Origin of the sequence: Acidovorax sp. SUPP950 (assembly GCF_030158935.1) — a bacterium.
Lineage (GTDB): Bacteria > Pseudomonadota > Gammaproteobacteria > Burkholderiales > Burkholderiaceae_C > Paracidovorax.
Window position 1 is genome coordinate 1,852,922 of the sequence record NZ_BQXE01000001.1, and the last position, 21,221, is coordinate 1,874,142.

A 21,221-nucleotide genomic window follows, 5' to 3' on the forward strand; every position below is an offset into this window, starting at 1 on the left:
AGCCGGACGGCCGCTTCTTTCCCAACGACAACCCAACTTCGCAGTGAGGGAACCATGGACCCACATCAATCTTCCCGTGCAGGACGTGTCGGCGCTGTTGCGCACGCCCCCGCCGTGGTGGCGCGGCGCGGCGCCACGTACCCCCGGCCGGTGGCCTCTGACCGCAGCACGCTGCGCGAAGAACGCCACCCCAACTCGCTCACCGCACCGCCGGTGCACCGCGGCTCCATGGCGCCCCTGCCATGGCGCGGCTTCTGGAACAGCATCGGCACCGCCTTGCTCATGCGCCTGAACGGCCAGCGCAACCGCCCCGCGGAAGGCTCCGAAATCACCGAAACCTGGCAACAGGCCGCCCAGCAGCGCCGCCTGGTGTTCATGCTGCTGACCGTGGCCAGCAGCGCGCTCGCCACCACGCTGTTCGCAGGCGTGCAGCCCAGCTACGACAGCGCCTGGCTCGAATACGGCCAACTCGCCCTGTTCGCCCTGCTCTCCACCTGGGTCGTCACCGGCTTCCTGACCGGCGTGATGGGCTTCTGGGTCATGCTGCGGGGCGACGCGCACGCGCTATCCGCCGCCAGCGTGCGCAACAACCCGTTGAACGCCGATGCACGCACGGCGATCATCATGCCGATCTGCAACGAGGACGTCTCCACCGTGTTCGCCGGCCTGCGCGCCACCTGCGAATCCGTGGCTGCCACGGGGCATGCCAAGACTTTTGACGTGTTCGTGCTGTCCGACAGCTACGACCCCCAAATCGCCGCCGCCGAGCGCGCCGCGTGGGAAGACCTGCGCGCCGCCCTGGCCGCCAACGGCAACCAGCCGCAGGTCGAGGTGTACTACCGCCTGCGCACCCGCCGCAGCCACCGCAAGGCCGGCAACGTGGCCGACTTCTGCCGCCGCTGGGGCAAGGACTACCGCTACATGGTCGTGCTCGACGCCGACAGCGTGATGAGCGGCGATTGCATCGTCTCCATGGCCAAGCTGATGGAAGCGCATCCCCGTGCCGGCATCATCCAGACCGCCACCCAGGCCATCGGCCACGTCACCCTGCACGCCCGTGCACAGCAGTTCGCCTCCCGCGTGACGGGCCGCCTGTTCACGCTGGGCATGCAGTTCTGGCAACTGGGCGAGTCCCACTACTGGGGCCACAACGCGATCATCCGCGTACAGCCCTTCATGGAACACTGCGCGCTGGCCCCGATCAAGGGCACCGGCGGCATGAGCGGCGGCATCATGTCGCACGACTTCGTGGAAGCGGCCCTGATGCGCCGTGCCGGCTACCACGTGTGGCTGGTGTCCGACCTGGTCGGCAGCTACGAGCAACAACCGCCGGACCTGCTGTCCGAGCTGCAGCGTGACCGCCGCTGGTGCCAGGGCAACCTGCAGAACGCCCGCCTGATGGCCGAGCCCGGCATCCACCCCGTGCACCGCGCCATGTTCGTCACCGGCGCGATGGCCTACCTGTCGGCGCCCCTGTGGCTGGCCTTCATCACCTTCGGCACGGCCCTGTGGCTGGCCGGCGCCCGCCTGGTGTCCGACTGGAACATCCTGCCCAGCGAACTGATGGCGCTGTGGGCCTGGACGCTGTGCATGCTGTTCCTGCCCCGCGCCCTGGGCGTGGCAGCGATCTTCATGAAGGGCGAGCAAAAGCAGTACGGCGGCACCGCCAGCCTGATCAAGAGCGCCGGCCTGGAGAGCGTGCTGGCCATCCTGCAGGCCCCGATCCGCATGCTGGCCCATTCGCTGTTCGTGATCATCGCCCTCACCGGCCTGAAGCTGGAATGGAAATCGCCTCCCCGCGAAGCCAACGCCGTACCCTGGAGCGACGCGGTTCGCCAGCTGGCCCCGATGACCGGCGTGATCGCCCTGCTGGGCCTGGGCGTGGCGCTGATCGACCCGAGCGCGCTGATCTGGCTCATGCCCGTCGGCCTGCCGCTGGCCCTGTCCATCCCGCTGGTGGTGGTTTCCAGCCAGATCGCCCTGGGCCGTGCCGTGCGGGCCCAGCGCCTGCTGCTGATCCCCGAAGAGGCATGGTCTCCGCCCGTCCTGCGCCGCGCATGGATGCATGCCACCCAGCTGAAGAACCGCCCCCTGCGTTCCGCAGCCCCGGTGCTGAAGGCGGCCTGAACGGCATCCACCTGCCAACGCGCGCCACCCACCGCGGCGCTTCAATGAAAAAGCCGACCCTCGGGTCGGCTTTTTCTATGGGAAGGTGAATGGTGACCGGGCCGGTGCGAGCGCATGGCGATCGGCCAAGCTCGGAGATCGGGTTCCATCCACCAAGCGCAGGCGCCGACAGATCAAAGTCGTTTCGGACTCCAGCGCATGATTCACTAGGGCATATCGCTATATTTTTTATAGCAAAACACCACCACCGGTGCCTACGATCCGACCGGCACGGCGGGCGTCTGGGCTCGGGTCAGAACGGCAGCTTCGGCATCCCGCCGCCGCCCAGGCCCTTCATGCCACCCATGCGCTTCATCATCTTCATGAGGCCGCCGCCCTTCATCTTCTTCATCATGCCCTGCATCTGATCGAACTCGTTCAGCAGGCGGTTCACCTCCTGCACGTGCACACCGGAGCCGGCGGCGATGCGCTTCTTGCGCGTGGCCTTGATCAGTTCGGGCTTGCGGCGCTCCAGGGGCGTCATGCTCTGGATGATGCCTTCCTTGCGGCGGATGTCCTTCTCCGCCTTGTCCATGTCTACCTGGCCGGCCTTGGCGGAGAACTGGGCCGGCAGCTTGTCCATGAGGCTGGACAGGCCGCCCATCTGCTTCATCTGCTGCAGCTGCGACAGGAAGTCGTTCAGGTCGAAGCCGTCGCCGCTCTTGACCTTGGCCGCGAGCTTCTGCGCCGCCTCCATGTCCACGCCCGCGCTCACCTGCTCGACCAGCGCGACGATGTCGCCCATGCCCAGGATGCGGCCGGCATGGCGCTCGGCATCGAACACTTCCAGGCCGTCGATCTTCTCGGACACCCCGGCGAACTTGATGGGCGCACCGGTCACCTGGCGCACCGACAGCGCCGCGCCGCCGCGCGAGTCGCCGTCCAGCTTGGTCAGCACGATACCGGTGAGCGGCAGCGCCTCCTTGAAAGCGCGGGCGGTGTTGATGGCGTCCTGCCCCTGCATGGCATCGACGACGAACAGCGTCTCGACCGGGTTCAGCGCAGCGTGCAGTTCCTTGATTTCGTTCATCAAGGCTTCGTCGATGGCCAGGCGCCCGGCCGTGTCCACCAGCAGCACGTCGAAATAATGCCGCTTGGCGTAGTCGATGGCCGCGCGGGCGATGTCCAGGGGCTTTTGGTCGGCCGTGCTCGGGAACCACTCGGCGCCGGCCTGCGCCGTCACGGTCTTGAGCTGCTCGATGGCGGCGGGCCGGTACACGTCGCCCGACACGGTGAGCACCTTCTTCTTGCGCTTTTCGATCAGGTGCTTGGCCAGCTTGGCGGTGGTGGTGGTCTTGCCCGCGCCCTGCAGGCCGGCCATGAGGATCACCGCGGGCGGCTGGGCCGCCAGATTGATGTCGGCGATGCCCTCGCCCATGGTGGCGGCCAGCTCGCGGTTCACGATCGACACCAGCGTCTGCCCCGGCTTGAGGGAGCCCAGCACCTCCTGGCCCAGGGCCTTTTCCTTCACGCGGGCGATGAAGTCGCGCACCACCGGCAGGGCCACGTCGGCCTCCAGCAGCGCCATGCGCACTTCGCGCAGCATGTCCTGGACGTTGGATTCGGTGATGCGGGCCTGGCCGCGCATCTCCTTGACGAGTCGCGTGAGTTTTTCGGTAAGGGCGGAGGCCATAGGAGTGTTCCGGAAGTGCCCCTGTGCCTGGGCGGCTGGTGCCGCAGGCAGGTCCGCCGGGGGCGGGCGAAGGGCTAAACTGTGAGTCCATGATTTTACCCAGTGCGTCCCCCGTCAGCTGGCTGCTGGCCTTGTCCGCGGCGATGGCTTACGCCGCCCCCGCCGCGGCCGCCGCGCGGTTCGGCGGCAAAACGGGCCGCACCGCGCTCTGGGTCGCCTGGGGCCTGCATGCGGCGGTGCTGGCCTACAGCCTGCTCGGAGGCACGCCGCACTTCGGTTTCGCGCCCGCCCTCTCCATGACGGCATGGCTGGTCCTCACCGTGTATGCCGTCGAACGCCAGATGTTTCCCGAACTCCAGGCCCGCTGGCTGCTGGGCGCCCTGGGCTCCGTGGCGGTGGTGCTCGCGCTGCTGTTTCCGGGGCAGCCCCTGCACGTGAACGCATCCGCCTGGCTGCCGCTGCACCTGGCGCTGGGCATCGCGTCCTACGGACTGTTCGCCGCCGCCGTGGTCCATGCCTGGCTCATGACCCGCGCGGAGCGCAAGATCCGCCAGGCCGCGGACCCGCACAGCGGCATTCCCCTGCTCACCCTGGAGCGCCTCACGTTCCGCTTCGTGATGGCCGGCTTCGTGCTCCTCACCGCCACGCTGGTGGCCGGCTGGCTGTTCGGCGAAACGCTGTACGGCCGGGCCTGGAAGTGGGAGCACAAGACAGTGTTCTCGGTCCTGTCATGGATCACGTTCGCGGTGCTGCTGATCGGGCGCGCGCGTTTCGGCTGGCGCGGGCGCAGCGCCGTGCGCGTGCTGTATGCCGGCGCCGGCCTGCTTCTGCTGGCCTACGTGGGCTCGCGCTTCGTGCTCGAAGTGGTCCTGGGACGCGCCGCATGAAGTACCTCGTCCTGCTGGCGGTGCTGGTCATCGCGTTCGGGGTGTGGCGCAACCAGCGGCGCCGGGAGATGCCACCGCCCGCCGCGGCGCGCCCCGCCTTGCCACAGGCCATGGTGTCCTGCGCCCGGTGCGGCGTGCACATCCCCCGCTCCGAGGCGCTGACCGACGGCGGCGCGAGCTACTGCACTCCCGAGCACCAGCGCCAAGGGCCGGCGTGAAAGGCCTCCGCCCGTGCCGGCCCTGAAACGCGCCAGCGCCCTGCTGTCCGCCGACGCCCCCTTCGCCCGGCTGTGGGGCAGCTTCCTGTCGGGCCGCATCATGGTGGCCGCCGCCCTGCTGCTGCTGCAGGGCCTGGGCGTGGCGCTGAACCAGTCCTACGAACCCCTGCTGCTGGGCATCTGCGCAGGCTACCTGGTGGCTACCGTGCTGCTGCTGGTGCTGGCCGGCAATGCGCCGCCCGGGCCCCATTCGTGGCTGCAGTGGATGTGCTCGATCGGCGTGGACCTGGCCTTGATCAGCACACTGCAGATCCTGCACGTGGGCTCCATGAACTTCACGCCCCTGTTCGGCCTGCCCATCCTGATGGCCGGCGTGCTGGGCACGCTGACCCTGGCCCTGGGCACGACCGCGGCGGTGACGCTGTTGCTGCTGGCATGGGCCTGGTGGCTGGGCAGCAGCGGCGGCTCCGACGCCACGCAGCGCTATTTCCAGACGGCCCTCACCGGCACGGGCTACTTCATCGTCGCCTACCTGGTGCACCAGCTCGCCTCGCGCCTGAACCGGGAGCAGCAGCTGGCCCAGGCCAGCCAGATGGCAGCCAAGGTGCAGGAACAGGTGAGCGCCCTGGTCATCCACAACCTGTCGGACGGCGTGCTGGTGCTCGACCAGCGCGACACCGTGCGCATCGCCAACCCCGCGGCGCTGCGGTTGCTGGGCACCAACGCCCGCCACGCCCTGCCGTTCTCCATGGCCCATTCCTCGCCCTGGAAGCCGCTGCTGGCCATGGCGCGCCAGACCTTCCAGAAAGGCCAGCCGCAAAGCGCCGACGTGGACGTGCTGCACCCGGGGCAAAGCCCGCTGGCGCTGCACGTACGGGCCTGGCTCACGTCGTCGCAGGAGATCGCGCGCGAGACCGGGGGCGAGCACCTGTGCGTGATGTTCCTGCACGACCTGCGCGAGATGGAGGCCCGCCTGCGCACCGAAAAGCTCGCCTCGATGGGCCGCATGTCGGCCGCCGTGGCCCATGAGATCCGCAATCCCCTTGCGGCCATCATGCAGGCCAATGCCCTGCTGGAAGAAGAACTGCACGAGCCCGGCCAGAAGCGCCTGGCCCACATGGTGCAGCAGAACGCCGAGCGGCTGGCCCGCATCGCGGAGGAGGTGCTGGACATCGCCCGGGTACAGCACCAGATCAGCCATGCCCCCGCCTCCACCGTCGTGCTGTGCGATGCGGTCGCGCAGGCCTGGGGCGACTGGCAGGCGCAGGAACCGGGTAAGCGCCGAGCCCAGCTCGCGCTGGAGGCGGGCCGCGCGCCCGTGGAGTTCGACGCCGAACACCTGCGCCGCGTGCTCGTCAACCTGCTCGACAACGCGCTGCGCTACATGGGCGGCGAGCCGGACTCGCTCTACGTGGCCACCTACGTCAGCGCGGCTGGCGCCGTGGGACTGCAGGTGTGGAGCGACGGGGCGCCGCTGGACAAGACCGTGGAGCGCCACCTGTTCGAGCCCTTCTTTTCCTCGGAAAGCCGCTCCAGCGGGCTGGGTCTCTATATCTGCCGCGAGCTGTGCCAGCGGCACGGCGCGTCGATCGGCTACCAGCGCCTCACCCGCAACCTGCCGCGCGGGGCGGTCGGCGGCAATGCGTTCACGGTCGTGTTCCGCAAGAACGCCCGGCCGCAGGACCCGAACACCACGCTGTTTGACACAATCGTCGTCTGACCCCGCCCGCACCTGTCCATGAACGCCAACGCCGCCACGATCCTCGTCGTCGATGACGAACCCGACCTGCGCACCCTGTACGAGCTGACGCTGCTGCGCGAAGGCTACCGGGTCGAGACGGCGGGCAACCTGCAGGAGGCCCGCCAGCAGCTGCAGGCCCGCAAGTTCGACGCCGTGATCACCGACATGCGCCTGCCCGACGGCTTCGGCATGGAATTGCTGCACGAGCTGCGCGACCAGCAGCGGCGCGAGCGCTGTGTGGTCATGACGGCCTATGGCTCGGCCGAGAACGCGGTGGAGGCCCTGCGCTCGGGCGCCTTCGACTACCTCACCAAGCCGGTGGACCTCAAGCAGTTCCGCTCGGTCGTCGCATCGGCGGTCCAGGGCACGGGCGGCGTGCCGCCGCCCCGCTCGGCCCGTCCCGGCACCGCGCCGCGCGCCCCGCAAGAGGCCGTGGCCGGCGGCACCACGCTGTCGCTAGACCGGCTGGTGGGCGAGTCCGAGGCCATGCGCAACGTCAAGCAGCGCATCGCCAAGGTGGCGCGCAGCATGGCGCCCGTGCTCATCCGCGGCGAATCCGGCACCGGCAAGGAGCTCGTGGCGCGCGCGCTGCATGCCAGCAGCCAGCGCGCGGACGGACCGCTGGTCGCCGTCAACTGCGGCGCCATTCCGGAAAACCTGCTCGAAGCCGAGTTCTTCGGCGCGCGCAAGGGTTCGTACACCGGCGCCACGCAGGACCGCGACGGCTACTTCCAGGCGGCACGCGGGGGCACGCTGTTCCTGGACGAGATCGGCGACCTGCCGCTGGCGATGCAGTCCAAGCTGCTGCGTGCCATCCAGGAACGCAGCGTGCGGGCGCTGGGCTCCACGGGGGAAGAGACCGTGGATGTGCGCATCGTCAGCGCCACCCACCGCGACCTGTCGGCCGATGTGCAGTCCGGCCGGTTCCGCCAGGATCTGTACTACCGCCTCAACGTGATCGAAGTGGTCATCCCGCCGCTGCGGGAACGCCGCGAAGACCTGCCCGCCCTGTGCGCCACGCTGCTGGCGCGCATCGCGCAGGAATCGGGCGCGCCGGTACCGCCCCTCACGCAGAACGCGCTCGACCGCATCGCCATGCACCCGCTGACCGGCAACGTGCGCGAGCTGGAAAACCTGCTGCACCGCGCCGTCGCCCTGAGCGATGGAGAAGAGCTGCACGTGGAGCCCCCGCACGCCTCGGCCGCCGATGCCGCGCGCGCCGATGCGGGCGCATCGCCCGCCCCCGGGGGGGATCCGCCCGGCAACGGCACACCGCGCAGCGCCCACCCGGCCGCCTCCGTGCCCTTGCCCAGCGACCTGCAGGCCTGGCTGGACCAGCAAGAGCGCGAGATTCTGGTGCGGGCCCTGCGGGATACCGGCTTCAACCGCACCGCCACCGCGGCGCGGCTGGGCATCAGCCTGCGGCAGATCCGCTACCGCATCGCCCGCCTGGACATCGCCGCGCCCAACGACAGCGACGCGAATGACGACAGCGAATGAGGCACCGCACCCCGGCCCAGTGCCCTGCCCGGAGGCGGAGGACAGGCCGGTGTGGGACGGCGGCTGGTACCGGGACGCCACGCGCGAGCCCTCGCCCAACTTCGGCCCCCGCCCCGCCCAGGCGGTCATCGATCTCATCGTCGTGCACTCGATCAGCCTGCCCCCCGGCGAATACGGCGGCGGGCAGGTGCGCCGGCTTTTCACCAACACCCTCGACTGGGATGCGCACCCCTACTACGCCGGCATCCGCGGGCTGCAGGTGTCGGCCCACTTCTTCATCGAGCGCGACGGCCGGCTCTGGCAGTTCGTGGACTGCGATCTGCGGGCCTGGCATGCCGGGCCGTCGAGCTACCGGGGCCGCGCCAACTGCAACGATGACTCGATCGGCATCGAACTGGAAGGGCTGGAGGGCCAGACCTTCGAGCCCGCCCAATACGCCACCCTGGCGCGGCTTTGCGCCGACCTGCCGCTGCGCTACCCCATCGCCCACGTGGCAGGCCACGAAGACGTGGCTCCCGGCAGAAAGCAGGACCCGGGGCCGGGCTTCGACTGGCAACGGCTTCGAGCGGACCTGCCGTGGCCACCCGCCGTGTTTCCACGGAAGTCAACCCGACCACCGCCATAATTGAGGGTTTTCCCTAATCTTTGGCACGATCGGTATCAAAACGCGACATTCGGATCCCCCGGCACCAAGGCAAAGAGACAGCATCTGCGCGGCTTCCGAAATGGAAATGTCCGGCACCCGGCGCCAGAGCACGTTTTTTCCGAAAAAACCGCATCTGCGCGGCCTCTCTGAGGCCTGCGCTTCAATGGCTTCCGGGATATGGAACCATCAAGACTTCACCTCAACTGCTTAAGTGCGCTGTACACTACCGGTAGTGTCCAACGCCAAGACACACGCTAGATATAGCGTGTCAAGCAGCACTCCACTCCCACTCATTTTCTCGTTTTGGCGTCCCCTTTTGGCCCGCCAACTTCGCCTTTTCCGACAGCTCCCAAAGGACTTTTCATGCAAGCTGCGCTAAACCCTTCATCCACCAGCCAAGCCACCGGGCAAGCCCCCACTGCCGCAGACGAATCGCCGGCGGCGCAGCCCGGCAGCGACCTGCTGACGCACTACCAGATCATTCGCCGCAACGGCGCAGTGGTGCCGTTCGAACCGCAGAAGATCGCAGTGGCCCTGATGAAGGCGTTTCTAGCCGTGCACGGCACCCAGGGTGCCGCTTCGGCCAGCGTGCGCGAAGTCGTGGACACGCTGACCCAGAACGTGGTGCGCGCCCTCATGCGCTCGCGCCCGGGCGGCGGCACGTTCCACATCGAGGACGTCCAGGACCAGGTCGAACTGGGCCTGATGCGCGGTGGCCACCACGAGGTCGCGCGTGCCTATGTGCTGTACCGTGAGCGCCGCTCGCAGGAGCGCGCCCATCAGCAGGAGCAGCGCACCCCCGCCGTGCCCACCCTGCACGTGATCGACCATGGCCAGCGCGTGCCCCTCGATGAAGCGCGCATGCTGAGCCTCATCCAGGCCGCCTGCTCCAACCTGGGCGCCGACATCCAGGCCGCGCCCATCGTGGCCGAAACCATGCGCAACCTGTACGACGGCGTGCCCATGGACGAGGTGTACAAGGCCTCCATCCTGGCCGCCCGCACCCTGATCGAGAAAGACCCCGACTACACCTACGCCACCGCCCGCCTGCTGCTGCACACCATCGTGCGCGAGGTGCTGGGCCGCGACGTGGCGCCCGGCGAAATGGGCGCCGCCTACGCGAACTACTTCCCCGTGTTCATCCAGAAGGGCGTGGACAACGACCTGCTGGACCCCCGCCTGCTCGAGTACGACCTGCAAAAGCTCGGCGCCGCGCTGAAGTTCGAGCGCGACCAGCAGTTCGACTACCTGGGCCTGCAGACGCTGTACGACCGCTACTTCCTGCACGTGCGCAAGAGCCGCATCGAACTGCCCCAGGCGTTCTTCATGCGCGTGGCCATGGGCCTGGCGCTCAAGGAAGACAACCGCGAAGCGCGCGCCATCGAGTTCTATGAGGTGCTCTCGTCGTTCGACTTCATGTCCAGCACCCCCACGCTGTTCAACAGCGGCACGCTGCGCTCGCAGCTGTCGTCGTGCTACCTGACCACCGTGCCCGACGACCTGGATGGCATCTACGAGTCGATCAAGGAAAACGCGCTGCTGTCCAAGTTCGCCGGCGGCCTGGGCAACGACTGGACCCGCGTGCGCGCACTGGGCTCGCACATCAAGGGCACCAACGGCGAATCGCAGGGCGTGGTGCCGTTCCTCAAGGTGGTGAACGACACCGCCGTGGCCGTGAACCAGGGCGGCAAGCGCAAGGGCGCCGTCTGCACGTACCTCGAAACCTGGCACCTGGACATCGAGGAGTTCCTGGAGTTGCGCAAGAACACCGGCGACGACCGCCGCCGCACGCACGACATGAACACGGCCAACTGGATTCCCGACCTGTTCATGCGTCGCGTCATGGAAAAGGGCACCTGGACCCTGTTCTCACCCTCCAACGTGCCCGACCTGCACGACCTGTTCGGCGCCGACTTCGAAAAGGCCTACGTGGCCTATGAAGAAAAGGCTGCGCGCGGCGAGATCAAGCCCTCGCGCACGCTGCAGGCGACGGACCTGTGGCGCAAGATCCTCACCATGCTGTTCGAGACCGGCCACCCCTGGATCACGTTCAAGGATGCCTGCAACGTGCGCTCGCCCCAGCAGCACGCCGGCGTGGTGCACTCGTCCAACCTGTGCACCGAGATCACGCTGAACACCAGCGACACCGAAACCGCGGTCTGCAACCTCGGCTCGGTCAACCTGCTGCGCCATCTGAAGGACGGCCCGAACGGCCGCGAGCTCGACCACGTCAAGCTGCGCAAGACCATCTCCACGGCCATGCGCATGCTCGACAACGTGATCGACATCAACTACTACGCCGTCGAAAAGGCCCGCGCCTCCAACATGCGCCACCGCCCCGTGGGCCTGGGCATCATGGCCTTCCAGGACAGCCTGTACGAACTGCGCATTCCCTACGCATCGCAGGCCGCGGTCGAGTTCGCCGATCGATCCATGGAAGCCATCTGCTACTACGCCTACTGGGCTTCAACCGAGCTGGCCAAGGAACGCGGCCACTACGAAAGCTACAAGGGCTCGCTGTGGGACCGCGGCATCCTGCCGTTCGACACGCTCGAGCTGCTGGAGAAGGCCCGCGGCGGCTTCGTGGAAGTGGACCGCTCGTCCTCGCTGGACTGGGATGCGCTGCGCAAGAAGATCGCGCAGGACGGCATGCGCAACTCCAACTGCGTGGCCATCGCGCCCACCGCCACCATCTCCAACATCGTTGGTGTCGATGCGTCCATCGAGCCCTCGTTCGGCAACCTGTCGGTCAAATCGAACCTGTCGGGCGAGTTCACGGTCATCAACGGCTACCTGGTGCGAGACCTCAAGCGCCTGGGCCTGTGGGACGACGTAATGGTCATGGACCTCAAGCACTTCAAGGGTTCGCTGCACTCCATCGACCGCGTGCCGCAGGACGTCAAAGCGCTGTACTCCACGGCCTTCGAAGTCGAGCCATCGTGGCTCGTCGAGGCCGCATCGCGCCGCCAGAAGTGGATCGACCAGGCGCAGAGCCTGAACATCTACATGGCGGGCGCATCGGGCAAGAAGCTCGACGACACCTACAAGCTCGCCTGGGTGCGCGGCCTCAAGACCACGTATTACCTGCGCACGCAAAGCGCCACGCACGTCGAGATGAGCACCGTGAACACGCGCCAGCTCAACGCCGTGTCGTCGGGCACCGACGGCGGCGGCGCGCAGGCCGCATCCAAGCCCAGCGCGCTCGAAGCCGCTGCGGCCGCAGCACAGGCACAGGCCGCGGCATTGCCCGCGACCGACGTGAAGTTCTGCGCGATCGACGACCCGACCTGCGAAGCCTGCCAGTGATGCGCACGCCATGCGCGGCACCCTGATCGATCAGGGTGCCGCGCATGTGCAGTGAAGCAACAAAAACATGGCTGCATCACGCTCCAGCGCTTTTAATTTTGCAGCGCTGCTTTCATAATCCGACCATTGGAAAACCTATGCTGACCTGGGACGAAGAAGTCAAGCCCTCATCGCAGAAACTCTTGGACGGCGGTCTGCAAAACAACCGCCCGGCGGAGTCGCCGTCCGCGCTTTCGCAAGCCGCTGCGGCACCCGCCGAAAGCCTGCCCGCCGGCAGCACGCCCACCCCCTCTGCCCCGCCCGCCGACACCGTGCACCGCCGCGTGAATGCCGCCGACAAGCGCATCATCAACGGCCAGACCGACGTCAATCAACTGGTGCCCTTCAAGTACAAGTGGGCCTGGGAAAAATACCTCGCCACCTGCGCCAACCACTGGATGCCGCAAGAGGTGAACATGACGCGCGACATCGCGTTGTGGAAAGACCCGAACGGCCTGACCGAAGACGAGCGCCGCATCATCAAGCGCAACCTCGGCTTCTTCGTGACCGCCGATTCGCTGGCCGCCAACAACATCGTGCTGGGCACGTACCGCCACATCACCGCGCCCGAATGCCGCCAGTTCCTGCTGCGCCAGGCCTTCGAGGAAGCGATCCACACGCACGCCTACCAGTACATCGTCGAATCGCTCGGCCTCGACGAGAGCGAGATCTTCAACGCGTACAACGAAGTCGCCTCCATCCGCAACAAGGACGAGTTCCTGATCCCCTTCATCGAGGCGATCATGGACCCCAACTTCAAGACCGGCACGCCCGAGACCGACCAGACGCTGCTCAAGTCGCTGATCGTGTTCGCCTGCCTGATGGAAGGCCTGTTCTTCTACGTCGGCTTCACGCAGATCCTCGCGCTCGGCCGCCAGAACAAGATGACCGGTGCCGCCGAGCAGTACCAGTACATCCTGCGCGACGAATCGATGCACTGCAACTTCGGCATCGACCTGATCAACCAGCTCAAGCTGGAGAACCCGCACCTGTGGACCGCGGAGTTCAAGGAAGAGATCAACGGCCTGTTCATGAAGGCCGTCGAGCTCGAGTACCAGTACGCCGAAGACACCATGCCACGCGGCGTGCTGGGCATGAACGCCTCCATGTTCAAGGGCTACCTGCGCTACATCGCCAACCGCCGCGCCACGCAGATCGGCCTGGAGGCGCTGTTCCCCAACGAAGAAAACCCCTTCCCCTGGATGAGCGAGATGATCGACCTCAAGAAGGAGCGCAACTTCTTCGAGACCCGCGTCATCGAGTACCAGTCCGGCGGTGCACTGTCCTGGGATTAGCCTCCCGACACATTCCAGGCCATGCATTTTCATTCCACGTCCCTCACCGGCAGCGCTGCAAAGCCCTGCCGTGCGGGGCGTTCCCGTGTTCATGGCGATGGGACTCGTCCCATCGCCATGGATCGCTCCATGTCCAATGCAGGCGTGGAGTGCTCTTTGCAAATTGACCCAAGGAGAAAATGATGGCAACTGCGAAAAAGACCGCCGCCAAGAAGGCAGCACCCGCGAAGAAAGCCGCCGCCCCCGCCAAGAAGGCTGTGGTAGCGAAGAAGGCCGCCGCTCCGGCGAAGAAGGCAGCGCCCGCCAAGAAGGCCGCCGCCCCCGCCAAGAAGGTAACGGCTGCGAAGAAGGCAGCAGCACCAGCCAAGAAGGCCGCCGCTCCAGCGAAGAAGGCAGCGCCCGCCAAGAAGGCCGCCGCCCCCGCCAAGAAGGTGACGGCTGCGAAGAAGGCAGCAGCGCCGGCCAAGAAGGCCGCTGCTCCGGCCAAGAAAGCCGCAGCGCCAGCGAAGAAGGCAACGGCCGTGAAGAAGTCGGCTGCACCGGCCAAGAAGGCCGCAGCACCGGCGGCCAAGAAGGCCAGCGCCAAGCCAGCGACCGCGACCAAGAAGGCCGTGACGTCGGCGAAGAAGACCTCGGCCGCACCTGCTGCCAAGAAGCCTGCCGCAGCACCGGCCGCCAAGAAGGCCGCCGCGCCCAAGAAAGCCGCCAAGGCCCCTGCGCCCGCGCCTGCAGCCCAGACCACGCTGAACCCCCAGGCCGCCTGGCCCTTCCCTACGGGTGGCAAGCCGTAAGGCCCACGTCCACGGGAAGTCCCGCCAACCCGGTGCCCTGCACCGGGTTTTTTTATGCCTGCTGCACACGCATCGTGCCGCAGCAGGCCTGTGCCCTCGGCTTACTCGGGGTGGAAGTCGAGCACGTAGTTCTGCGGCCCGCGCTGCGCGATCTTGAGCGCGCCCATGCGGTTGCCCAGCGCGGCGCAGCGCACCAGGGGCCAGTCCCGCTCCAGGCCGAAAAGCAGCGCGCCCCGCCAGGCGTCACCGCAGCCGGTGGGGTCCACCACCTCGGCCGGCGCCGCGACCGGCACGTTGGTGCGCTCGCCGTTCTCCCAGACGTCGCAGCCCTCGGCGCCCAGCGTGACGACAAGGCCGCGCACCTTGCGGGAGATGTCCTGCAGGCTCCAGCCCGTGCGCTCGCACAGCATGCGGCCTTCGTAGTCGTTCACGGTGATCCACGTGGCCTGCTCGATGAACTGCGCCAGTTCCTGGCCGTTGAACATGGGCAGGCCCTGGCCCGGATCGAACACGAACGGAATGCCCGCCTCGACCAGTTGCGCGGCGTGCTGCAGCATGGCGTCGCGGCCATCGGGCGCGATGATGGCCAGGCGCACGTCAGGCTCGGCCACGATGCGCGAGCGGTGGGCCTGCATCATGGCACCGGGGTGGAAAGCCGTGATCTGGTTGTTGTCGCGGTCGGTCATGATCATCGCCTGGGCCGTGTAGAGGTCATCCACCTGTCCCACGTGGCGCGTGTCGATGGCCAGGCTGCGCAGGCGCTCCTGATAGCCGGCGCCGTCGCTGCCCAGCATGGCCATGGGCACCGGATCGCCGCCCAGTAGCTTCAGGCTGTAGGCGATGTTGCCGGCGCAGCCGCCGAAGTCCCGGCGCAGGGAAGGCACGAGGAACGAGACGTTCAGGATGTGCAACTGGTCCGGCAGTATCTGCTCGGCGAAGCGGCCCTCGAAAGTCATGATGGTGTCGAACGCCAGGGAACCGCAAATCAAGGCAGCCATAACAAATCCGGTGAAGAAGAAAAGATCCGAAGATCAGGGATAGAAAGCCAGAACACGGTAGCCGGAGACACGCGCGCCGCCCGTGGCCACCACCATGGGCAAGGTGCCGCTCCATTCGCCGCCGGGCGCGATTTCCGCGGGAGCCCCCAGGTCCTGGGGCTGCAGCACGCGGCGCAGCACCGGCCGGTCCTGCGTGTCGGTCAGCGTGAGCTCCACCGACGGCATGGCCACGGCAAAGCCGGCACGGCTCTTGATGGACAAGGCCAGCTGGTACGAGTCGCCCCGTCCCTTGTTGAAGGACGAGCTGTCGATCACTACTTCGGTGATGCGGCGCGGGGCGGCGATGGCGCATTGCAGCGGCACGCACAGCGCCTGGAGGATGGGCCGCGCACCGGGGTACTGCGATGCCAGCCGGTCGCGCTCCTGCACTGCCATCTGCAGGCCGAGGCCTGCGGCCAGGGCCATCAGCAGCACGGCCAGGCCGGCCCGCACCGCCGGCTTGCCCCAGAAGGCCTTGCGGCGCGCGGCGCGCATGAAGCCCGGCTCATCGGCGGCCGTGGCATGCACCGCATCGTCGTCTTCGTCATCGTCTTTCGCCGGCGAGTGCAGCGGCAGGCGGTGAACGGAAGGCTGCGCACCGGCCAGGGCCGCGGAGGCGATGGCCGCTTCTGCCGGCAACGCCACCACGCCCTCCAGCCCACCACCGGCCTGCGTGGCAATGGCCACCGGATCGGTGTCGGCATCGATGGCTTCCAGGGCCATGTCCATGGCCACCGCCTTGGCGATGGCATCGTCGGTCGAAGCCTGCCGCCCGTGGCCATCCGGCACATCGGCGGCGGCGAGCAGCGGGCCGTCGTCCAGATCGTCGGGCCATTCGGAATCGCGCAACTCGGCGAAGGGCAGTTCATAGCCCGCTGGCTCCGGTGGCGGTGCGCTGTGCGCGCGCCCTGCCACTGCCGCTTCGTCCTGCGGGGGTGTCGGGGCGGCGGGCTCCGCACCGATGGGCCGTTCAGAGGCAGCCACCGATCCCGGCAAGGCCCATCCCGATGGCAGTGGAGGTAGAACGGGCTTGGCCGGCGCGGCAGTGGAATCCGTCGCGCTCGAGCGGGTTCGCCAAACCAGCGGAGACGCAGGCTCCAGGCTCCAGTCGGCGGGCGGCTCCACGCCCGGCGACGCCAGCGGCCGCGCCGTGAGATAGCTCGGCACCGGCGGCGGCTCCGGCACCTCTAGTGGCGCGGGCGGGGCGGGGTCGTCCATCGGCAGCGGTGCGGTCGGCGCTGGCGTTGGAGGGAATGAAGAATGTGGCGGAGCCAGGGCCCCGGAGACGGTGGGCCCGCGTGGCACGCCGGGCGCGGGTGGTGTCGGAGAGGGTTGCGGCACGCTCGCCGCGCCAGCCCCCCAGGCCCGTTCGGCAGGCGCCGGCGGCCGCACGGCCGCGCGCGGAGCTTCGGGAATGGCCATCTCCGGCAGCAGGTCCTGCGACGCCGAGCGCACCAGATGGGCCGCCGCATCGAAGACTTCCTTGCACTGCCCGCACCGCACCCACCCATCGGAGATGCGCAACTGGTCCGCGACGACCTTGAAGGTCGTGCCGCAGGCGGGGCAGCGTGTGATCTGGCTCATCGGCTCGGGATTGTAGGTGGGCGCCATGCCCACCCGGAGGGCGGCACGGCCCTGCCCATCAACGCGCGGCCACCATCAGGATCCAGCCCTCCTGCGTGTCGGCCACCTCCAGGGGCAGCCACGGCGCATAGGCCTCTTTCAGCTCGTCGGCCTGGCGCTCCAGGATACCGGCCAGCACCAGATGGCCGCCCGCCGCCACATGCGCGCACAGCAGCGGCGCCAGCACCTTGAGGGGCGTGGCGAGGATGTTGGCCAGCACCGTCTGGTAGGTGCCGCTGGCCTGGTCGGGCAGGCCGGCCTTCAGCGCCACGCCGTTGGCCTCGGCGTTCAGCAGCGTGGACTCCACGGCCGCCGGATCGATGTCCACGGCGTCGACATCCGTCGCACCGAACTTGGCGGCGCCGATGGCCAGGATGCCGGAGCCGCAGCCATAGTCGAGCACGCGGCCCAGCGGGTTGCCGCCGGCGCCGTGCGGCGCGCCGTTCGCCGCGATCCACCGCAGGCACATGCGCGTCGTGGGGTGCGTGCCGGTGCCGAATGCCAGTCCGGGATCGAGCCGGATGCTGCGCGTGGCCTGGGCCGGCAGCTCGTGCCAGGTGGGCACGATCCAGAAATCCGGCGTGATGTCCACCGGCGCGAACTGCGACTGCGTGAGGCGCACCCAGTCCTGCTCGGGCACGGTGGCCACGCCCAGCACGCGGCAGCCCTCGAAAAAATCCTGCACCTCCAGCAGGGCCCGCGCCTCCTGCGCTTCGGCTTCGTTCTGGAACAGCGCCACCACCCGGCTGCGCTGCCAGCCGTCCTTGGGCGGCGGCATGCCGGGCTCGCCGAACAGCGCCTGCTCGGCATCGGTCTGCGCGTCGGCATCCTCGACCGACACGCTCAGCGCCTGCAGCGCATCGAGCGCATCGCTCAGGGACTCGACCCGGTCTTCGGGGCACATCAGGCTCAGCTCAAACATGGGAGACCTCCGGGAGAAAACGAAAATGCTGGCACCCGTTGCCAGGTGCCAGCATGCAAAACCACCACGCGCAGCGATCTCAGCGCTTGTGCTGCGACAGCCACTCTTCCAGGTAATGGATGTTGGTGCCGCCCGCCACGAACTTGGCGTCCACCATCAGCTCGCGGTGCAGCGGCACGTTGGTGTTGATGCCCTCGATCACGGTCTCGGACAGCGCCGTGCGCATGCGGGCCAGCGCCTGCTCGCGCGTGTCGCCGTGCACGATGATCTTGCCGATCATCGAGTCGTAGTTCGGAGGCACGTAGTAGTTGGTGTAGGCGTGCGAGTCCACGCGCACGCCCGGGCCGCCCGGCGCATGCCACATGGTGATGCGGCCTGGCGAGGGGATGAACTTGTACGGGTCCTCGGCGTTCACGCGGCATTCGATGGCATGGCCGCGGATCTCGATCTGGCGCTGGGTGAAGGGCAGCTTCTCGCCGGCGGCGACCATGATCTGCGTCTTCACGATGTCCACGCCCGTGATCCATTCGGTCACCGGGTGCTCCACCTGCACGCGGGTGTTCATCTCGATGAAGTAGAACTCGCCGTTTTCATACAGGAACTCGAACGTGCCCGCACCGCGGTAGCCGATCTTCTTGCAGGCGGCCACGCAACGCTCGCCGATCTTCTCGATCAGCTTGCGCGGGATGCCGGGCGCAGGAGCCTCCTCGATCACCTTCTGGTGGCGGCGCTGCATGGAACAGTCGCGCTCGCCCAGATAGACCGCATTGCGGTGCTTGTCCGCGAGGATCTGAATCTCGATGTGGCGCGGGTTCTGGAGGAACTTCTCCATGTACACGGCCGGATTGCCGAACGCCGCGCCGGCCTCGGCCTTGGTCATCTGCACCGCGTTGACGAGCGCCGCCTCGGTGTGCACCACGCGCATGCCGCGCCCGCCGCCACCGCCCGCGGCCTTGATGATGACGGGATAGCCCACCGCCTTGGCGATGCGGCGGATCTGCACCGGGTCTTCCGGCAGCTCGCCTTCGGAGCCCGGCACGCAGGGCACGCCCGCGCGGATCATGGCCTGCTTGGCCGAGACCTTGTCGCCCATGGTGCGGATCGACTCAGGGGTGGGGCCGATGAACTGGAAGCCGCTCTTTTCCACCCGCTCGGCGAAGTCGGCGTTCTCGGACAGGAAGCCGTAGCCGGGGTGAATGGCCTCCGCATCGGTCACCTCGGCGGCCGAGATAATGGCGGGCATATTGAGGTAGGACAGCGGCGAGGGCGCGGGGCCGATGCACACCGCCTCTTCGGCCAGCTTCACGTACTTGGCATCGCGATCCGCCTCGGAATACACCATGACGGCCTTGACGCCGAGTTCACGGCAGGCGCGCTGGATGCGCAATGCGATTTCGCCGCGATTGGCAACGAGGATTTTCTTAAACATAGGTTTCTTCGCGGCTCATCACCCATGCGCGGGCGCATGCGAGTGCGGTTGGCGTGGCCTTGCCCGGGGCAAGACGGCCGGCACCGGCGACGAGGATTTTCTGAAACATGGACGTTCCCTGGCGCCCGGCAACGAGGCCGGCGCGCCCGACAAGGACCGAGGAAGACATGCGCAATTTATTCGATCACGAACAGGGGCTGCCCGTATTCCACCGCTTGGCCGTTCTCCCCCAGGATGCGCGTGACGGTGCCGGACTTGTCGGCCTCGATCTCGTTGAGGATCTTCATGGCCTCGATGATGCAGATCGTCTCGCCTTCCTTGACCTGGCTGCCCACCTCGACGAACGACTTGGCGCCCGGGCTGGAAGCGCGGTAGAACGTGCCCACCATGGGCGATTTCACGATGTGGCCGGTCGGGGCGGCCGGTGCAGGCAACTCGGCCACGGGGGCTGCGGCCGCCGCCGCGGGGGCCGGGGCCTGCTGGGCGGGTGCGGCCACATATTGCTGGACCACCGCACCGCCGCTCTTGACGATGCGGACCTTGCCTTCTGCCTCGGTGATCTCGAGTTCTGACACATTCGACTCGGACACGAGGTCGATCAAGGTCTTGAGTTTTCGCAAATCCATGGGAACTCCAACGCCAAAAACAAAATAGGGCGCGAATTTACCCCAAATTCGACCTATGGCCGGTATTTGGGCGCAAATTCATTGATCTTCGCGGTGGATTGCAGACCGCTATCCCAGGGAAGCCCATTGGGTGAGGTCTTCTGCGGTGACCTGGCCCATTTTACGGTGCACGATGTTGCCATCTGCGCCCATCACCACGCTGAAAGGCAGGCCTCCGGTGAGATTGCCCAGCGAACGGCCCAGTTCGGTGCCCGAAAGCCCCGCCAGTCCCACCGGGAAATCCAGCGGCAGGCGGCCCAGGAACTGCCGCACGGACGATGGCTGGTCGATCGCCAGGCCCACGACTTGCCAGCCTTTGGCGGCATGTTCCCGGTAGAACGCATTCAAAAGCGGCAGCTCGTCCACGCAGGGCGGGCACCACGTGGCCCAGAAGTTCACCAAGAGCGGCTTGCCGCGAAAACGCGCCATCGCCACGGGCGCGCCGCCCGAGGGCGCCTCGAACTGCTGGGCCCACAGGGCGGCTTCGGCGCCGGACAGCACCGCGTGCGGCTGGAACCGCCACCACGCCAGCCCTGCGCCGCCCAGCCCGGCGGCGGCGGCCACGCCGGCATACGCCATCAACCTGCGACGCGAAGCCTGGGGCGCAGCATCGGACCCGGCCGCGGGGGCCGGGCGGGGGGCGGGTGGGGACATAGGGGTGCCCGTATCGGAGGGCGGTGACACATTCATTCGGGAGGGCTTTCCAACAGCTTGCGCACGGCGCGAATGTCTCCGCGCGGTGCCCGGCCCCGCGCATCGGGGCGCAATGCGCCGCGCAGGTCATCCAGGTCATAGATCAAAAGGTGCACGCCGATCATCTCGCCCAGCACCGGCGAATGGCTGGAGAGGCTCAACGCCTCGACCGACTCGCCATGGAAGCCGGTGACGGTGCGCGGCTCGTAGTCCACATGGTGGTCGATCAGCGCGATCTCGGCAGATTTGCAGTCGTCGCAGAACAACTGCAGATAAATGTCGGACAGCCGGGTCGCCGTGCCATGCCACACCGCTCCGCCCAGGTGCGGGCGAAACGCCTGCATGCGCTCCATCCAGATCAGCGCCAGCTGCCGCAGCGCGAGCAATTCCTGGGGCTGGGTGTCGGCACAGAACAGGCCGATGTACTCACGCACGGCATCCTCGACCAGATCGTTGTCGGGCAGCGGTGTGCGGCTGGGCAGGCCCAGTTGGCGAACGGCCCGGCGTTTGGCCGGGCCCCATTCCAGGCCTTCTTCGACGACCATGCGGGCCGCGGCGTTGGCGATCTCGGTGGCGAGGGCGTTTGGCATGGCGGCGATCGGGTGGGGGGAAGGGTCCATTGTGGCCTCA

General features: G+C 67.7%; 18 protein-coding genes. 9 read left to right on the forward strand and 9 right to left on the reverse strand.

Translation table 11 applies throughout. From position 1 onward, the window contains the following. Nucleotides 1-54: 54 nt before the first annotated feature. Entirely contained in the window at nt 55-2,127 is a 2,073-nt protein-coding gene (mdoH, locus tag AVME950_RS08550; RefSeq protein ID WP_284429444.1) for a glucans biosynthesis glucosyltransferase MdoH, read from the forward strand. A gap of 292 nt (nt 2,128-2,419) precedes the next feature. Here mdoH and ffh read toward each other — a convergent pair whose 3' ends face one another. Then, nucleotides 2,420-3,799, reverse strand: a complete 1,380-nt coding sequence (gene ffh, locus AVME950_RS08555; protein ID WP_272567296.1) for a signal recognition particle protein — start codon at nt 3,797-3,799, stop codon at nt 2,420-2,422. An 89-nt stretch (nt 3,800-3,888) separates the two neighbouring features. On the opposite strand from ffh, the gene AVME950_RS08560 reads away from it, so the two are divergent. From AVME950_RS08560 to AVME950_RS08595, 8 genes are all read left to right on the forward strand, one after another. Further along, complete coding sequence (locus tag AVME950_RS08560) at nt 3,889-4,686, forward strand: cytochrome C assembly family protein (protein ID WP_284429445.1); 798 nt, start codon at nt 3,889-3,891, stop codon at nt 4,684-4,686. Then, nucleotides 4,683-4,904 (forward strand): PP0621 family protein, encoded by a 222-nt coding sequence (locus AVME950_RS08565; RefSeq protein ID WP_284425824.1) that lies wholly within the window; start codon nt 4,683-4,685, stop codon nt 4,902-4,904. The genes AVME950_RS08560 and AVME950_RS08565 overlap by 4 nt, the downstream gene beginning before the upstream one ends. Nucleotides 4,905-4,917: 13 nt before the next feature. Further along, nucleotides 4,918-6,624 (forward strand): two-component system sensor histidine kinase NtrB, encoded by a 1,707-nt coding sequence (locus AVME950_RS08570; protein ID WP_284429446.1) that lies wholly within the window; start codon nt 4,918-4,920, stop codon nt 6,622-6,624. Between the two features lie 18 nt (nt 6,625-6,642). Continuing rightward, nucleotides 6,643-8,145 carry a sigma-54-dependent transcriptional regulator gene (locus tag AVME950_RS08575; RefSeq protein WP_284429447.1) on the forward strand — a complete coding sequence of 501 codons (1,503 nt, stop codon included), beginning with the start codon at nt 6,643-6,645 and terminating at the stop codon, nt 8,143-8,145. Beyond that, nucleotides 8,129-8,770, forward strand: coding sequence for a 1,6-anhydro-N-acetylmuramyl-L-alanine amidase AmpD (gene ampD, locus AVME950_RS08580; protein WP_284429448.1), 642 nt, complete (start codon nt 8,129-8,131; stop codon nt 8,768-8,770). Before AVME950_RS08575 ends, ampD begins: the two co-directional genes overlap by 17 nt. Nucleotides 8,771-9,154: 384 nt before the next feature. Next, nucleotides 9,155-12,097 carry a ribonucleoside-diphosphate reductase subunit alpha gene (locus AVME950_RS08585; protein WP_284429449.1) on the forward strand — a complete coding sequence of 981 codons (2,943 nt, stop codon included), beginning with the start codon at nt 9,155-9,157 and terminating at the stop codon, nt 12,095-12,097. Between the two features lie 137 nt (nt 12,098-12,234). Next, nucleotides 12,235-13,431: a ribonucleotide-diphosphate reductase subunit beta gene (locus AVME950_RS08590; protein ID WP_284429450.1), complete on the forward strand. Its 1,197-nt coding sequence runs from the start codon at nt 12,235-12,237 to the stop codon at nt 13,429-13,431. A gap of 182 nt (nt 13,432-13,613) precedes the next feature. Beyond that, nucleotides 13,614-14,222: a histone gene (locus tag AVME950_RS08595; protein WP_284393101.1), complete on the forward strand. Its 609-nt coding sequence runs from the start codon at nt 13,614-13,616 to the stop codon at nt 14,220-14,222. A 101-nt stretch (nt 14,223-14,323) separates the two neighbouring features. On the opposite strand, the gene AVME950_RS08600 is transcribed toward AVME950_RS08595, so the two are convergent. The 8 genes from AVME950_RS08600 to AVME950_RS08635 all read right to left on the reverse strand — a co-directional run bounded on the left by AVME950_RS08600 (nt 14,324) and on the right by AVME950_RS08635 (nt 21,181). Beyond that, nucleotides 14,324-15,220, reverse strand: a complete 897-nt coding sequence (locus tag AVME950_RS08600) for a carbohydrate kinase family protein (protein WP_284405300.1) — start codon at nt 15,218-15,220, stop codon at nt 14,324-14,326. Nucleotides 15,221-15,253: 33 nt separating this feature from the next. After that, nucleotides 15,254-16,843: a DUF3426 domain-containing protein gene (locus AVME950_RS08605; RefSeq protein WP_284429451.1), complete on the reverse strand. Its 1,590-nt coding sequence runs from the start codon at nt 16,841-16,843 to the stop codon at nt 15,254-15,256. 58 nt (nt 16,844-16,901) lie between these two features. Then, entirely contained in the window at nt 16,902-17,804 is a 903-nt protein-coding gene (gene prmA / locus AVME950_RS08610) for a 50S ribosomal protein L11 methyltransferase (protein WP_284429452.1), read from the reverse strand. 79 nt (nt 17,805-17,883) lie between these two features. Then, the gene (gene accC, locus AVME950_RS08615) at nt 17,884-19,233 is read right to left on the reverse strand and encodes an acetyl-CoA carboxylase biotin carboxylase subunit (protein WP_284393093.1); all 1,350 of its coding nucleotides are present in this window, start codon (nt 19,231-19,233) and stop codon (nt 17,884-17,886) included. Further along, the gene (locus AVME950_RS08620) at nt 19,226-19,402 is read right to left on the reverse strand and encodes a hypothetical protein (protein WP_272567275.1); all 177 of its coding nucleotides are present in this window, start codon (nt 19,400-19,402) and stop codon (nt 19,226-19,228) included. Before AVME950_RS08620 ends, accC begins: the two co-directional genes overlap by 8 nt. 7 nt (nt 19,403-19,409) lie before the next feature. Further along, nucleotides 19,410-19,859 (reverse strand): acetyl-CoA carboxylase biotin carboxyl carrier protein, encoded by a 450-nt coding sequence (gene accB, locus AVME950_RS08625; protein ID WP_272567273.1) that lies wholly within the window; start codon nt 19,857-19,859, stop codon nt 19,410-19,412. 108 nt (nt 19,860-19,967) lie between these two features. Then, entirely contained in the window at nt 19,968-20,552 is a 585-nt protein-coding gene (locus tag AVME950_RS08630; RefSeq protein WP_284429453.1) for a TlpA disulfide reductase family protein, read from the reverse strand. Between the two features lie 32 nt (nt 20,553-20,584). Then, nucleotides 20,585-21,181 (reverse strand): hypothetical protein, encoded by a 597-nt coding sequence (locus AVME950_RS08635; protein ID WP_284429454.1) that lies wholly within the window; start codon nt 21,179-21,181, stop codon nt 20,585-20,587. Nucleotides 21,182-21,221 lie beyond the last annotated feature (40 nt).